The sequence below is a fragment of the Amycolatopsis sp. NPDC050768 genome, assembly GCF_040654155.1.
Classification (GTDB): Bacteria; Actinomycetota; Actinomycetes; order Mycobacteriales; family Pseudonocardiaceae; genus Amycolatopsis.
The window spans coordinates 177,704-191,998 of the sequence record NZ_JBFAHL010000019.1; the positions used below are offsets into that span (position 1 = coordinate 177,704).

General features: G+C 71.6%; 10 protein-coding genes. 5 read left to right on the forward strand and 5 right to left on the reverse strand.

The window, feature by feature from the left end; all coding sequences use genetic code 11:
• Window positions 1-8 precede the first annotated feature (8 nt).
• Window positions 9-899: a LysR family transcriptional regulator gene (locus tag AB0H62_RS40520; RefSeq protein ID WP_220239192.1), complete on the reverse strand. Its 891-nt coding sequence runs from the start codon at window positions 897-899 to the stop codon at window positions 9-11.
• Window positions 900-1,015: 116 nt separating this feature from the next.
• Here AB0H62_RS40520 and AB0H62_RS40525 point away from each other — a divergent pair, with 116 nt between their 5' ends.
• The 4 genes from AB0H62_RS40525 to AB0H62_RS40540 are packed head-to-tail and all read left to right on the forward strand — an operon-like array spanning window position 1,016 to window position 5,673.
• On the forward strand, window positions 1,016-2,218 hold the full coding sequence (locus tag AB0H62_RS40525) for an enolase C-terminal domain-like protein (protein ID WP_360591891.1): 1,203 nt from the start codon (window positions 1,016-1,018) through the stop codon (window positions 2,216-2,218).
• Window positions 2,215-3,345, forward strand: coding sequence for a maleylacetate reductase (locus tag AB0H62_RS40530; RefSeq protein ID WP_220239194.1), 1,131 nt, complete (start codon window positions 2,215-2,217; stop codon window positions 3,343-3,345). The genes AB0H62_RS40525 and AB0H62_RS40530 overlap by 4 nt, the downstream gene beginning before the upstream one ends.
• Window positions 3,342-4,355, forward strand: coding sequence for a 2-hydroxyacid dehydrogenase (locus AB0H62_RS40535; RefSeq protein WP_220239195.1), 1,014 nt, complete (start codon window positions 3,342-3,344; stop codon window positions 4,353-4,355). Before AB0H62_RS40530 ends, AB0H62_RS40535 begins: the two co-directional genes overlap by 4 nt.
• Complete coding sequence (locus AB0H62_RS40540) at window positions 4,333-5,673, forward strand: MFS transporter (RefSeq protein ID WP_220239196.1); 1,341 nt, start codon at window positions 4,333-4,335, stop codon at window positions 5,671-5,673. Before AB0H62_RS40535 ends, AB0H62_RS40540 begins: the two co-directional genes overlap by 23 nt.
• Window positions 5,674-5,729: 56 nt before the next feature.
• Here the strand turns inward: AB0H62_RS40540 and AB0H62_RS40545 are convergent, their stop codons facing one another.
• Both AB0H62_RS40545 and AB0H62_RS40550 read right to left on the reverse strand, forming a co-directional pair.
• Window positions 5,730-9,569, reverse strand: a complete 3,840-nt coding sequence (locus AB0H62_RS40545; RefSeq protein ID WP_360591892.1) for an ABC transporter ATP-binding protein — start codon at window positions 9,567-9,569, stop codon at window positions 5,730-5,732.
• Window positions 9,566-10,015, reverse strand: a complete 450-nt coding sequence (locus AB0H62_RS40550) for a MarR family winged helix-turn-helix transcriptional regulator (protein WP_360591893.1) — start codon at window positions 10,013-10,015, stop codon at window positions 9,566-9,568. Before AB0H62_RS40550 ends, AB0H62_RS40545 begins: the two co-directional genes overlap by 4 nt.
• 152 nt (window positions 10,016-10,167) lie before the next feature.
• Here AB0H62_RS40550 and AB0H62_RS40555 point away from each other — a divergent pair, with 152 nt between their 5' ends.
• Entirely contained in the window at window positions 10,168-11,682 is a 1,515-nt protein-coding gene (locus tag AB0H62_RS40555) for a long-chain fatty acid--CoA ligase (protein ID WP_360591894.1), read from the forward strand.
• Between the two features lie 28 nt (window positions 11,683-11,710).
• Here AB0H62_RS40555 and AB0H62_RS40560 read toward each other — a convergent pair whose 3' ends face one another.
• Window positions 11,711-13,303: a cytochrome c biogenesis protein CcdA gene (locus AB0H62_RS40560; protein ID WP_360591895.1), complete on the reverse strand. Its 1,593-nt coding sequence runs from the start codon at window positions 13,301-13,303 to the stop codon at window positions 11,711-11,713.
• A 134-nt stretch (window positions 13,304-13,437) separates the two neighbouring features.
• Window positions 13,438-14,010, reverse strand: coding sequence for an ABATE domain-containing protein (locus tag AB0H62_RS40565; RefSeq protein WP_220239201.1), 573 nt, complete (start codon window positions 14,008-14,010; stop codon window positions 13,438-13,440).
• Window positions 14,011-14,295: the final 285 nt, after the last annotated feature.

Genomic DNA, 14,295 nt, shown 5'->3' on the forward strand with positions numbered 1-14,295 from the left:
ATCGGCTTTCAGTGCATCGAAGCGCCGGCTTCCCGCGCCGCGTGGACGAACGTGCGCACCGCCGGGGCGATCCCGTCGGCGTGGTACGCGACCCCGATGCCCAGCTGTGGCCGTGGGCCCCGAATCGGCCGGTAGACCACGCCGGCGCGGGTGAGGCGCTGCGTCTCCGAGGCGATGAACCCGAGACCGAGCCCGGCCGCGACAAGCGCGATGATCGACTGCGCGGGGTGGGCTTCCATCGCGATCTTCAGGCTGAAGCCCGCTTCGCGGCACAGCAGCAGCACGGTGTCGTAGAGCTGCGGCGCGATCTGACGCGGGAAGATCACCACCTGCTCGCCTTCGAGGTCGCCCAGCTCGAGCGACTCGTGCGCCGTCAGTGGGTGGCCCTCCGGGAGTGCAAGCTGGAACGGTGCCCGGCCGATCTCTTCGACCGCGAGGCCGGCGTCGTCCAGTGGCGGGTGCACCACGCCGACGTCGAGGTCGCCACGGCGCAGCGCGTGCTCCTGCTCCGCGGTGGTCAGCTCGCGGACCACGAGGCCGACATTCGGCAGCCGTGCGCGGAACAACGCGGCGATCTCCGGGTAGACGACGTAGAGCGCGGGCGACGTGACGCCGACCGTGAGCTGACCGACCTCGCCGCGGTCGGTTCGCAGGGTGAGCGCCGCGGCGTCGTCCATCTGCCGCAGCACCTTGCGCGCCTCGGCCAGGAAGACCTCTCCCGCCCGCGTGAGCGAGACCGAGCGCTTGTTCCGGTGGGCGAGACGCACGTCGAGTGCTCGCTCGAGGCGCAGGATCTGCTGGCTCATCGCCGGCTGGCTGATGTGACAGCGCTCGGCGGCACGGCTGAAGTGCAGTTCTTCGGCGAGCGCCACGAAGCACTCGAGTCCGGTCCGGTCCATCGGCCCAGCCAACTCTGATAATCAAAACAAATCAATAGATCCAGACAAAGAGTTGGACCCAATCGTCTCGGCGCTCTTACCGTGGCCTGCGCCACTCGAAGAACGGAGAGCACCGAATGCTGTTGCCGACGTCCGACGGTCCGCCGATCCGCGTCACGTCCGTGGAGACGACCGTCGTCAACGCGGAGCTGCGGAACTGGATCCTGGTCAAGGTCCGCACCGACCAGGACGGCCTGTACGGCTGGGGCGAGGCGAGCCTCAACTGGAAGACCCGGGCCGTGACCGGGGCGATCGAGGACCTCGCGCCGCTGGTGATCGGCCGCGACCCGCGGGACATCGAGCAGATCGTGCGCGTGCTGACCAAGCACAGCTACTACCGCCTCGGCATCATCGGGGCCACCGCGATCAGCGGCATCGAGCACGCGCTGTGGGACATCTTCGGCAAGTCCGTCGGGCTGCCGGTGTGGCGGCTGCTCGGCGGCCGGGTCCGCGACTCGGTGCGCGTGTACACCCACCTCGGGCTCGGCGACATGAGCTCGGTCTACGACACGGCCGACGCCGGCCGGCTGCGCGAGAAGGCCGCGGCGGTCATCGAGCAGGGCTACGACGCGCTCAAAGTCGTGTTCATCCCCTACGGCAACCACCTCACCGTCGCCGCGGAGCGCCGGCACGTCGACAAGCTGATGGCGACGCTGCGCGACACCGTCGGCCCCGACGTGGACATCATGGTCGACTTCCACGGCCGCACCGCGTCCGTCGCCGCGGCCTTGCAGTACATCGAGGTGCTGGCGCCGTACGAGCCGCTCTTCTGCGAAGAACCCGTGCAGCCCGGTGACACGGAAGCACTGCGGCAGGTCGCCGAGCGTTCGCGCGTGCCGATCGCGACCGGGGAACGCCTGGTGGGCCTCGGCGAGTTCCTGCCGGTGTTCGCGGCGAAGGCGGTGCACGTCGCGCAGCCCGACCTCAACCACACCGGCGGGCTGCTGGAGGGCAAGCGCATCGCGGCCATCGCCGACACCGAGCTCGTGGGCGTCGCGCCACACAACCCCAACGGCCCGATCGCCGGGGCCGCGGCCCTGCACTTCGACGTGAGCACCCCGAACTTCGTGATCCAAGAGGAGATGAGCGGCGCGGTGAGCTGGTACGACGACGTCGTGCGCACCCCGATGACCCGGGTGGGCAGCCACTGGCAGGTCCCCGACGAACCCGGGCTCGGGGTCGAGGTGGACGAGCGGGAGGCCGCGAAGCACCCGTTCAAACCGGAAGTGCCGCACAGCAGCTCGGCCGTGCTGGCCGACGGAACGGTGGTGGACTGGTGACCACCACGATGCGGACGTTCGCCCACCCCGCCGGCGTGCACAACGCCACGCCGCCGCGGGTGGTCTTCGGCCCCGGTACCTCGGCCGGCCTGCGCGACGAAGTGGAGCGGCTCGGCGCGAGCCGGGCGCTGGTCGTCACGACCCCGGGCCGCACCGAGCTCGGTGACCGGTTCGCGACCGCGATCGGCGATCGCTGCGCGGGGCTGCTGCCCGAGGCCGTGAGCCAGGTGCCGGTGGAGCTCACGCGCCGCGGCGCCGAGAAGGCGGCGAGCCGGGGCGCCGACTGCCTCGTCGCGATCGGCGGCGGCGCGGCGACGGGCCTGTGCAAGGGCATCGCGTACCTCTCCGGACTGCCCATCATCGCCGTGCCCACCACCTACTCCGGCTCGGAGATGACGGGCTTCTGCGGGATGACCGCCGACGGCGTGAAGCGCATGCACGAAAGCCTCGCGATGCGACCGTCCACAGTGATCTACGACGCCGAGCTCTCGCTGTCGCTGCCGCCGGCGGTCAGCGCGTCGAGCGCGATGAACGCGCTGGCGCACTGTGTCGACGCGATCTACCTGCCCAGCCTGAGCCCGCTGATCGCGCCCGCGGCGGTCGAGGGCGCCCGGGTGGTGGCGACCACGCTGCCGGCGCTGCTCGCGAACCCGGGCGATCTCGCGCTGCGCAACGAAATGCTCTACGGCGCCTACCTTTCCGGGGCCGCGCTCACCGGCGGCTTCGCGATGCAGCACGCGATCGCGCACATGCTCGGCGGCAGCTACGACGTGGAGCACGGAGTCGCGCACGCCGTGGTGCTGCCCTACGTGACCGACCACCTCGTGCGCCACGCGCCCGGGCCGCTCGGGCGGATCGCGGCCGCGCTCGGCACCGACGACCTCGCCGGCGCCTTGTGGGACCTCGCCACCGGCGCGGGACTCCCGGTGCGCCTCGCCGACGTCGGCTTCGGCCCCGGCGACGAGGACCGCGCCGTCGAGATCGCGACCACGGCCGACGGTGCTCCGGCCACGCCCGACACCCACGATGGCGGCCGGGCGGGCAACCCGGCGCCGGTCACGCCGGCCGCCGTGCGCGCCATCCTCCGCGCGGCTGCCGACGGGACCCGTCCGGGTGGTTCGCGATGAGGATCCTGCTGATCGGCGAAGCCGCGGACCACGAGGACGACCTGCGCGCGCACCTCGCGCAGCCGTACGAGGTGGCCGGGCTGCCGTGGGCGGCCGCCGACTCGGCCGCGTTCGACGGGGAGCTCGGCCCGGACGACGTCGTCGTCTCGTTGCGGTTCTCCCGCCCGGAGGGCCAGGCGCCGCCGTTCCGGCTACTGCACGTGCCGGGCGCGGGCCTCGATCGGATCGACTTCGCCGCGCTGGCCCCGGAAACCGCCGTGGCCAACGTGTTCGAGCACGAGACGCCGATCGCGGAGTTCGTCCTCGCCCGGCTGCTGGAGTGGGAGATCCGGGCGGCAGAACTGCAGGCGTCGTTCGGCGCGGACGCGTGGCCGGAGCTCTACGCGCACCGCGTCCCGCACGGCGAGCTGTACGGCAAGACGCTCGGTCTCGTCGGCTACGGGCGCATCGGGCGGGCCATCGCCGAGCGCGCCGCCGGGTTCGGCGTCGAGGTGCTCGCGGTGGACGACTTCGCGAGGGGTGACGGCATCGCGAAGGTGCTGCCGACCGCCCGGCTGGCGCAGGTGCAGGAAACGGCCGACTACCTCGTGCTCGCCTGCCCGCTCACGGCGGAGACGACGGGGCTGATCGACGCCGCGGCGCTGGCGCGGATGCCGGCCCACGCCGTGCTGGTGAACATCTCCCGCGCGCCGATCGTCGACGAGACCGCGCTCTACGAAGCCTTGCGGGACAACGGGATCGGCGGCGCGATCCTCGACGTCTGGTACCGCTACCCCGGCAGCGGCGGGGAGGCCGTGGCCCCCGCGGCACACCCGCTGTGGGACCTGCCGAACGCCTGGTGCACGCCGCACTCCAGCGCCTGGACCACCCAGCTGCCGCGCCGCCGCTACGCGGTCATCGCGGAAAACATCAACCGGCTCGCCGCAGGGGAGCCGTTGCGCCACGTCGTTCGCCCGCCGAATGGCACCGCTCAAGGAGGAGCAAGCCATGACCCCCACCGGAACACCTGACCAGATCTGGGCCGAGTCCCGGCGCCGCCTCATCCCGGGGACGGTGATCGGGAGCCTCATCGAGTGGTACGACATCGCCGTCTACGGCCAGGCCGCGGCGCTCGTGTTCGGCACATTGTTCTTCCCCCAGTTCTCCGACACCGCCGGGCGCGTCGCCGCGTTCGCGACCTTCGGCGTGGGCTACTTCGCCCGGCCGCTCGGCGCGATGATCTTCGGCCACGTGGGGGACAAGTACGGCCGCCGGTTCTCTCTCGTCTGCACGCTGCTGCTGATGGGGATCGCGACTGTCGTGATCGGGCTGTTGCCCACCTACGCGGGCATCGGGATGCTCGCGCCGGTGCTGCTCGTGGTCTGCCGACTGCTGCAGGGGCTCGGCGTCGGCGCCGAGTACGTGGGCGCCGTGACCATGGTCGCGGAGTTCGCGCCGGCGAAGAAGCGCGGCTACTTCGCCTCGCTGCCCGCCTCGGGGGTGTTCCTCGGGATCGGGCTGGCGGCCGCGGTGAGCGCGAGCGTCTCGGCGCTGCCGAACGACCAGCTGATGAGCTGGGGCTGGCGAGTGCCGTTCCTGCTGAGCTTCGTCGTGGTCGGCATCGGCCTGCTGATCCGCCTGCGCGTGCCCGAGTCACCGGTGTTCGCCGAGCTGAAGGAAGCTCGGGCCCGCACCAAGGTGCCTGCCCTCACCATGATCAAGGCGATGCCGAAGCGGCTGCTGCTGGTGATGGTCGCCAACGGCGTGCTGGCGTTCAACATCTACGTGGTTCAGACCTATTCGCTCAGCTACCTGGCGGGCAAGGGCGTGGCCAAGAGCAGCGCGCTCGTGGCGGTGCTGGTCGGCTGCGCGGTCGGTGCGGCGGTGATCCCCGTGCTGGGCAAGGTTTCCGACCGCTCCGGGCGCAAGCCGGTGTACGTCGCGGTGAGCGCTTTCTGCGCGCTGGTGCCGTTCCCGTTCTTCTGGCTGCTGGACACCCGCAACGTGGGCCTGATCGTGCTCGCCTTCGCCCTCGCGCTCGGTGGCTGCCTCGCGATGTTCGGTTCGCAGGCCGCGTTCTACGCCGAGCTGTTCCCCGCGCAGTACCGCTTCAGCGGTTTCGCGCTGGGTCGCGAGATCCCCGGCGCGGTGCTCTCCGGACCCGCCCCGGTGATCTGCGTCGGCCTCGTGACGCTCGGCGCCGGTTCCCCGAGCCTCGTGGCGGTCGCGATGGTCGTGGTCGCCGTCGCCGGCCTGCTCGCGGTGCTCGCCCTGCCGGAGACCCGCGGCACCGACCTGGCACCGATGGTCGAGCCCTTTCCCGCGGTGACCGAGCGCGCGGGCGCCTGACCCCCGTTCCGGGCCGGCTGCCCCCCACCGGCCCGGAACGGGTTCCACACCACGTCCTACGAACGCTGTCCCGACAGCAGCTCGAACGCCTCCCACATCCCGGAGTAGCGGCCGCCGCGGGCGAGCAGCTCGTCGTGGCTGCCGGCCTCGGCGATGTGGCCGCGGTCGAGCACCACGATGCGGTCGGCCGACTGCGCGGTCTGCAGCCGGTGGGCGATCACGATGGTCGTGCGCCCGGCCGAGAGCGTGCGCATCGCCTCGGCGACGTGGGCTTCGGCCGCGAGGTCGAGGTTCGACGTCGCCTCGTCGAGCAGCAGGATCGCCGGGTCCACGAGCTGGGCGCGGGCGAGCGCGAGGAGCTGGCGCTGCCCGGCCGAGAGCGAGCGGCCGCGTTCGGCGATCTCGTGCAGGTAGCCGCCGGGCAGCGTGGCCACGAACTCGTGCGCCCCGACGGCCCGCGCGGCCGCCTCCACCTCGGCGTCGGTGGCGTCGGCGCGGCCGTAGGCGATGTTGTCGCGCACGGTGCCGGTGAACAGGAACGCCTCCTGGGGCACGTAGCCGAGCGCGCGACGGTAGGCGGCGAGGTCGAGTGAGCGCAGGTCGTGGCCGTCGACGCGGACGCTGCCGGTGTCCGGGTCGTAGAAGCGCGCGAGCAGCTTCACCAGCGTCGACTTGCCCGCGCCCGTCTCGCCGACCAGCGCCACGGTCTCGCCGGCCGCGATCGTCAGGTCGACCTCGCGCAGCGCCTCCGGCGGTTTCGCCACGGCCTGCGAGCCCGCGACCAGCCGGGGGTCGGCGGGACCACGGCGTTCACCCGTGCCGAGCGCAGGCGCCGACGGATACGCGAAGCGCACCCCGTCGAAGGTGATCTCGCCGCGTAGCCGGCCGGGGTCGATCGCCTGGACGGCGGGCGGGGTGAGCGTCTCCAGCCGCATCAGGTCGGAGATGCGGCTCACCGACACGCGCGTCTGCAGCCACGAGTCGAACACCTGCGACAACTGCTGGATGGGGGAGAAGAACAGGTCGATGTAGAGGATGAACGCGATCAGCGCGCCCGGCGTCAGGCTGCCGGTGTAGATCATCCCGGCGCCGACCCCGAGCACGATCGCGTCGGCGCCCGCCGAGAGGAACTGCACGAACGGGAAGTACGTGGCGGCCAGCCGCTGCGCGGAGTAGCGCGAGTCGAGGTAGTCGCGCCCGAGCCGGCGGAACCGGCGGATCGTCTCGTCCTCGTGGGCGAACGCCTGGGACTCGCGCACGCCCGAGAGGCTCTCCTGGAAGTCGGCGTTCACGATCGCCACGCGGTCGCGCGCCACGTCGTAGAGCTTCGCGGCGCGCCGGCGGAAGATCACCGTGCCGATGGCCAGCGGCACCACCACCGACAGCGTGCACAGGCCCAGCAGCGGGTTGACCACGACCAGCGTCACGCCGACCCCGGCGAACGTCACGAACGCGACCAGCGCCGAGAGCAGCCCGTTCTGGATGAGCGACTCGAACTGGTCGACGTCGGTGGTCATCCGCGTCATGATCCGGCCGGCCATCTCGCGCTCGTAGTAGTCGAGCGAAAGGCGTTGCAGCTGCGCCCAGATCCGGATCCGCAGCGACAGCATCACGCGCTGCGCGGTCCGGCCGGTCACGAACGTCTGCGCCACCTCGTCGAGGAACGCGATCAGGGTGATCAGTAGGAACAGCCCGGCGGCGCCGAAGAGCACGGCCTGCGCGCCCTGCAGCACGCCGTCGTCGATGCCCCTCTTGACGAACACCGGCCCGATCACCGACGCGACGGCGTCGATCACCACGAGCAGCAGCCCGAACAGCAGCGGACGGCGGAACTCACGCAGCAGCGTGCGCAGGGAGAACGTGCGCTCCTGGCGGGCTTCGGTGGCGAGGTCGACCTTCGCGAAGTCCCGCACGGGTTTCAGCTGGTCGACGCGGGCGAGCAGCTGCGGGGTCGGAGGCAGTGCGGCGCGCCAGCCGCTGCCGCCGGCCGAGCCGCCGAGGCCGGCGCCGATGCCCACGGCTCCGGTGGCGCGGGCCGTGACGCGCCGGCCGTTGCCGTTCTGCCCGTTGCCGTTCTGCCGGTTGCGTTCCCCACGCCAGGCCGACGCGGTGGTGCCGGCCACGGTGAGGGCCTCGATGCGGTCGCCGACTCGTTCGGCGGCTTCCTCCTCGAGACCGGTGAGCAGCGTGCGGTAGAGGGCGCTGCGCTCGACCAGCTCCTCGTGGGTGCCCTGGTCGGCGACCACGCCGCCGTCGAGCACCACCACGCGGTCGGCCAGGTGCAGCGTCGAGCGGCGGTGCGCGACGAGCAGCGTGGTGCGCCCGGCCAGCACCGTGCGCAGCGACGCGTTGATCGACTCCTCGGTGTTGGCGTCGACGGCACTGGTGGCGTCGTCGAGCACGAGCACCCGGGGGTCGGTGAGGATCGCGCGGGCCAGCGCCACGCGCTGGCGCTGCCCACCCGAGAGCGAGAGCCCGCGTTCGCCGACTACGGTCTCGTAACCCTGCGGCAGGGCGCGGATGAAGGCGTCGGCCTCGGCGACCTCGGCGGCGGCGAGGATCTCCTCGTCGGTGGCGCCCGATCTGCCGTAGGCGATGTTGGCGCGGATGGTGTCGGAGAAGAGGAAACTCTCCTCGAACACCACGCCGACCTGGGACCGCAGGGATTCGAGCCGCACCGTGCGCAGGTCGTGCCCGTCGAGCAGCACGGCGCCGGACTCCGGGTCGTGGAAACGGGACACGAGCGTGGTCGCGGTGGTCTTGCCGCTGCCGCTCGGGCCGATCAGCGCGACGCGCTCGCCGGCCGCGATGTGCAGGTCGAAGCCCCGCAGCACCGGCGCGTCGGGCGAGTATCCGAAGTGGACGTTCTCGAACGTGATCTCGCCCTTGGCCGTCGGCAGGTCCACGGCGTCGGGGGCGTCGGCGATGTCCGGCTCCAGGTCGATCAGCTGGAAGATCCGCTCGACGCCCGCGCGGGCCTGCTGGCTGATCGCGAGCACACCCGCGAGCTGGCGCGCGGGGGCCATCAGCTGCCCGACATAGGTGGAGAAGGCGAGGAACGTGCCGAGGCTGAGCCCGTGGTGCAGCGCGAGCCAGCCGCCGAGCACGAGGATCGCGACCTGCCCGAGCGCGGGGATCGCCTGAAGCAGCGGCTGGTACCGCGACTGCAGCCGCACAGCCCGCAGCTGCATGCCGTAGAGATCGCCGGCGGTGTCGGCCAGGCGGCCCAGCTCCCGGTCCTCCTGGCCGAACGCCTTGACCACGCGCACGCCGTTGACGTCCTCGTCGACGATCTGCACCACGTCGCCCTCGCGCTGCTGCGCGGCCCAGGTGGCGGGGAAGATCCGCCGGCGCATCCGGTAGGACACCATGAGCAGCAGCGGCACCACGACCAGGCTCACGAGCGCGAGCAGAGGCGAGAGGACCAGCATCACGCCGAGCGAGAGCAGGACCAGCAGGATGTTGCCGCTCATGATGGGCAACAGGCTCAGCAGGCCCTGCACGAGCGCGGAGTCCGACGTCGCGCGCGACACGAGCTGGCCCGTGGGCATGCGATCGAGGTTCGCGAAGTCCATGCGCTGCAGGTGGGCCTGGATGTCGTTGCGCAGGTCGTACTGCACGGCCAGCGCGACCCGGCCGCCGCGGTAGCGCCGCTGGTAGGCGAACACGAACGCGGCCGCGGCGAGCACGAGCAGAGCGATCAGCCACGGCCACAGCGAAGCTGAGCGGCTGAGGATCACCCCGTCCACGATCTGGCGTTCCAGCAGCGGCACCACGGTCTGGCAGGCGCTGCCGAGCACGGCGGCGCCGAAGGCGATCAGCAGCTCGCGGCGGTGGCGCAGGACGTAGCCGCCGAGGCGGCGCAACCAGCGGGACTTCTCTTCGGGTTCGCTCACCGGTTTCCGGCCGACCGCTCGGCCATGACCTCGTCGATCGCGTCACCGAGCCGGCCCAGCGACTCGAGCACCACGTCGCCGTCGGGCGTGCGGGCGACCAGCGCGAGGAGCCCCTTGATCATCTCGGCCTCGGTGGCGGCGAGCAGCCGTTCGCCTTCCGGTGTCAGGGAAAGCGCCGTGGCCCGGTGGTCGGCGTCGACATCGCCGCGGATCAGGAGGCCGCGTTTCGTGAGCGCGTCGACGGCGGCGCTGATCGCCGGGCGGCCGAGCGCGAGCCGCCGGGCCACGCGGGAGGCGCGCTCGTCGCCCGAGGCGACGGCGGACAGCACGCGGTAGTGGGCGAGGTTCAGCTCTCCCGACGAGCGCTCCAGCAGCCGCGAGACGCGGGCCAGTGTGCGCACGGCGCTCGTCGCGGTCTGCTCGCGGGATTCTCCGGGGGACGGCATGATCCCGACTGTAACCCCTGTTTGTTCGATCGTCGAACTAGTGGGTCTCGGCGGACCGAACAAGATTCGGTAGCCTGGGCTCGACCGGCCTGGGTCGACAACGGAGTTCTCTGCTCACGCGCGCCGCGGGCAGAACGAGGTTCGGAGGTAGCGTGAGCTTCAACCTGGCCACGATCTTGCACGAGTCCGCGCTCGCCCAGCCGGAAAAGGACTTTCTGCGTTTTCCGGGTGGAATCCACTCCTACGCCGCGGTGGACGAGGCGTCCGGCCGGGTCGCGACGGCGTTGCGCGCGCGAGGTTTCGCGCCGGGCGACAAGATCGCCGTGCAGCTGGCCAATGTGCCCGAGTTCGTGTTCGCGTACTTCGGGATCCTCAAGGCCGGGCTCACCATGGTGCCGCTGAACCCGCTGCTCAAGGCCGACGAGATCGCCTACCACCTGGCCGACTCCGACTCGCGGCTGCTCATCGCCGACACGGCGCTGGCCGGCGACGTGGCGAAGGCGCTCGCCGAGGTGCCCGAGGTGGCCGCGGTCGTCGTGGGCGGGCTGGACGGGTGGCCCGCCGGCGCGGTCGGGTTCGCCGAGCTGCTCGACGCCGAGGACGACGGTGACCTGTACCCCGGCGCGGCCGACGACACCGCCGTGCTGCTGTACACGAGCGGCACTACCGGACGTCCGAAAGGCGCCGAGCTGTCGCATTTCTCGCTGTACATGACGTGCACGATCGGCGGGCAGACGTTCGGCACGGAGCCCGAGGACGTGGTGCTCGCGGTGCTGCCGTTCTTCCACGTCTACGGCCTGTCCAGCATCCTCAACTCCGCCGCCCGTCACGCGCGCACGGTGTCGGTCGTCCGGCGGTTCGAGCCGAAGGCGGTGCTGGAGGCGATCGAGCGCGACCGCGTGACGATCATGGCCGGCGTGCCCACGATGTACCACGCGCTGGCCGTCGCCGACAGCTCCGCGTACGACACGAGCAGCTTGCGCATCGGCAGCTCCGGCGGCGCCGCGATCCCGGAGCAGGTGCTGCTGGCGTTCGAGGAGAAGTACGGCATCCCCGTGCTGGAGGGCTACGGCCTGTCCGAGTCCGCGTCGACGACCACGGTGAACCCGGGCGCCGCCAACCGCAAGGTGCTCTCCATCGGCAAGCCGATCTGGGGCGTGCAGCTGCGCATCGTCGACGCGCAGGACCGGCCGCTGCCGCAAGGCGTCGACCACGTGGGCGAGATCGTGCTGCGCGGGCACAACATCACAAAGGGCTACTACAAGCGGCCCGCCGAGACCGCCGAAGCATTCCGGGGTGGGTGGTTCCACACCGGGGACCTGGGTTACGTCGACGAGGACGGGTTCGTGTTCGTCGTGGACCGCAAGAAGGACCTCGTGATCCGGGGCGGGTACAACGTGTACCCGCGCGAGGTGGAGGAACTCCTCTACCGGCACCCGGCCATCGGGGAGGCCGCGGTGATCGGGGAGCCGGACGAGCGGCTGGGCGAGGAGATCGTCGCCGTGGTCTCCCTGAAGGCGGGTGCGTCGGCGGAGCCGGAGGAGATCGTGGCGTGGGCGAAGGAACGGATCGCCGCGTACAAGTACCCGCGCCGGGTGCGGATCGTCGACGAGCTGCCGAAGGGGCCGACGGGGAAGATCACGAAGCTGCCGTTGCGGGGGAAGTGACCGTCCACTGTGGTCGGAGGGCCCCGGTTCAATCGAACGTGAAGTCGTACGCCTGGAGCCCCGGGGTGAGCGACAGTGTCAGCGTCGAATGGCGGGCCGCCGGGCCGGAAACCAGCGTGTAGAGCTTCGGGACGCCCGAAGCCGCCACTGTCGTGCGGGTGCCGTCGAGATCGACGGTGAGCGTGCCCGTGCCGGCGAGGACGAGGTGGACGGCGCGGGCGCGGAAGTTCAGGCGCAGGCGCGCGGCCGGGCCCGCGGTGAGGGACTCGCCCGACGCGGTCCAGGTGCCGTCCAGGGCGAAGGTGTCGGAAGCGACGGCGGCGGGGAAGCGCAGCGTGCGGGTCCGGCCCGGCGGTGGCTGGTCGCCGGTGATGTCGAGGGGCGCGTTGGCCGGGCCGAGGTAGGTCTCCGGCGTGGAGGCTTGCACCGGGGTCCGGTCGGGGACGTCGGTGGGCGGCGGCAGGGGACCGGCGCCGGCGTCGGTGAGGAGGCCGCGGAGCTGCTGTTCGGTGTCCGCGTACGCGCCTTCGCCGAAGTGGGAGCCGCGGACTTGGCCGGAGGCGTCGACGAGGTAGGAGGCGGGCCAGTACTGGTTGCCGTAGGCGTTCCAGGTGGCGTAGTCGTTGTCGATCGCCACGGGGTAGTCGACGCCGAGGGCCTTCACCTGGGCGGCGACGTTGGCGGGTTCGTGCTCGAACGCGACCTCGGGCGTGTGCACCCCGAGTACCTCGAGCCCCGAATCTCGGTAGATGCGGTACCAGCTTTCGTAGTGCGGCAGGGCGCGCAGGCAGTTCACGCAGCTGTAGGTCCAGAACGTGACGAGCACGACCTTCCCGTGCCGGCTCGCGAGCGTCAGCGGCCGCCCGCCGGGGGTGTTGAGCCACGCGGCGATGCCCGTCGGTTCGGGCGCGGCGCCGAGCTCGTGCAGGCTCGCGGTCGCGGAAGTGCCGGCCTCGAACGACTTCTGCAGCGCCGCGGTGTAGTCGGGCACGGCGCGCTGCAGGCCGGCGGTGAGGTCGAACGCCGTGGCCGCCGCGACCGCCAGCAGCGCGACGCCGGTGGTCACGCGGATCGCCCGGGCGCGGGCGCGCAGGGACCGGACGCGGCGCGTCAGCGCGTCGCCGGCCAGCGCGAGCGCGAGCAGCGGGATCCCGGCGCCGACGCCGAACGCCGCCGTGAGGACCAGCGCGCCGAACCCGACCTGGTGCGTCGCGCCGAGCACGGCGATGGTCGCGAGCACCGGGCCCGCGCACGGCACGTAGACCAGGCCGAGGGCGAGGCCGACGGTGAACCCGCCCGCGTCCGGGTCGGCCGCGCGTCCGCGAAGCCGCGCGAACGGCCGTTCCAGCAGCTCGCCGACGCGGCGCGAGACCAGGCCCAGCCCGAGCAGGGCGAGGACCGCGATCCCGGCGTCGCGCAGCAGGTCCTGCGGCAGGTGGAACGCGCTGAGCACGAGTGAGCCGAACAGCGTCGCGAGGCTGAAGCTCAGCACGAGCCCGGCGACCACGCGCACGGGCCGGCGCGACCCGGCCGTGAGGACCACGGGCAGGACCGGCAGCACGCACGGCGAAATGCTCGTGACCGCGCCCGCGAGCAGGCCGGCGAGCACAAGAGTGAGCATGGTTTCTCCCCGGGGACGAATTGCTCGCAGCCTAGCGGTTATTCGTAACCTATCAAGATGGTTATGACTTGAGACACGAAAAAGGCCGGTGAAGGCGGAATGCCTTCACCGGCCTGGCCGTGCCGGGGAGCGGGTCAGCCGACCTGTCGCGACGGGGACAGGGGCGGGTTGCCGCGCTGGCGCGCCCGGTAGGCGGCCGCCTTCATCTTGTTCCCGCAGGTCGCCATGGCGCACCACTCGCGCCGCGACCCGCGGGAGCGGTCGAGGTAGACCTGGGTGCACTCGGGCCGGCCGCATTCCTTGAGCAGGTCGGCGTCCGGCCCGCCGAGGATCTCCACGGCCTCGCGGGCCACCGACGACAGCGCCTGCGCGGGGGTCGCTTCGAGCCGGCGACCTTCCGGTGCCAGCTGCGGCACGGTCGAGGGATGCGCCGCGAACTCGTTGACCACGTCCATGGCCCGCAGGTCGGGCTCGTGGTGGGTCAGCCGTGCCGCGACCAGCGCGTAGATCGCCTCGCGCAGCTCGATCGCGGCGGCCACGTCCTGCGGCCGGCTCCCCGGGTCGGTGTCGGTGACGCCCGACTCGCGGAACCACGCGTCGAGGTTGCGCGGTGAACCGAGCTTCTCCAGGGGTTCGGCGTTGCGCCGGGCGCGCAGGGTCCCGACGAAGTCGAGTGCCGGGTTCCCGCAGGGGAAGGCGTGTTCCATCGCACCAGTCTGACAGGTGACGAAAAAGAACGCAACAATCGCTAACCGGTAAAAGCAATTTAACTGGAATGTGCGGCAAAAATGCGTAACCGTCTTGACTGGTGACGAATTAGCGTGCGAAAGTTTCGTCGTCACCACCGGGGCCCCGCGGAAACCGCGGTTGGCGGCCCCCGTCCGGAAAGGTCTCGCCTTCGATGGATCCGACTGTCTCGCTCCTGCTCGTCCTGCGGAACGTGCTCGTCATGATGGGCGCGCTCACCGGCACCCCGGTGCCCGGTTTCGTGC

Coding starts and splice junctions, on each gene's coding strand:
- AB0H62_RS40520 (WP_220239192.1), bottom strand. CDS start 899: ATGGACCGGACCGGACTCGAGTGCTTCGTGGCGCTCGCCGAAGAACTG.
- AB0H62_RS40525 (WP_360591891.1), top strand. CDS start 1,016: ATGCTGTTGCCGACGTCCGACGGTCCGCCGATCCGCGTCACGTCCGTG.
- AB0H62_RS40535 (WP_220239195.1), top strand. CDS start 3,342: ATGAGGATCCTGCTGATCGGCGAAGCCGCGGACCACGAGGACGACCTG.
- AB0H62_RS40540 (WP_220239196.1), top strand. CDS start 4,333: ATGACCCCCACCGGAACACCTGACCAGATCTGGGCCGAGTCCCGGCGC.
- AB0H62_RS40550 (WP_360591893.1), bottom strand. CDS start 10,015: ATGCCGTCCCCCGGAGAATCCCGCGAGCAGACCGCGACGAGCGCCGTG.
- AB0H62_RS40560 (WP_360591895.1), bottom strand. CDS start 13,303: ATGCTCACTCTTGTGCTCGCCGGCCTGCTCGCGGGCGCGGTCACGAGC.
- AB0H62_RS40565 (WP_220239201.1), bottom strand. CDS start 14,010: ATGGAACACGCCTTCCCCTGCGGGAACCCGGCACTCGACTTCGTCGGG.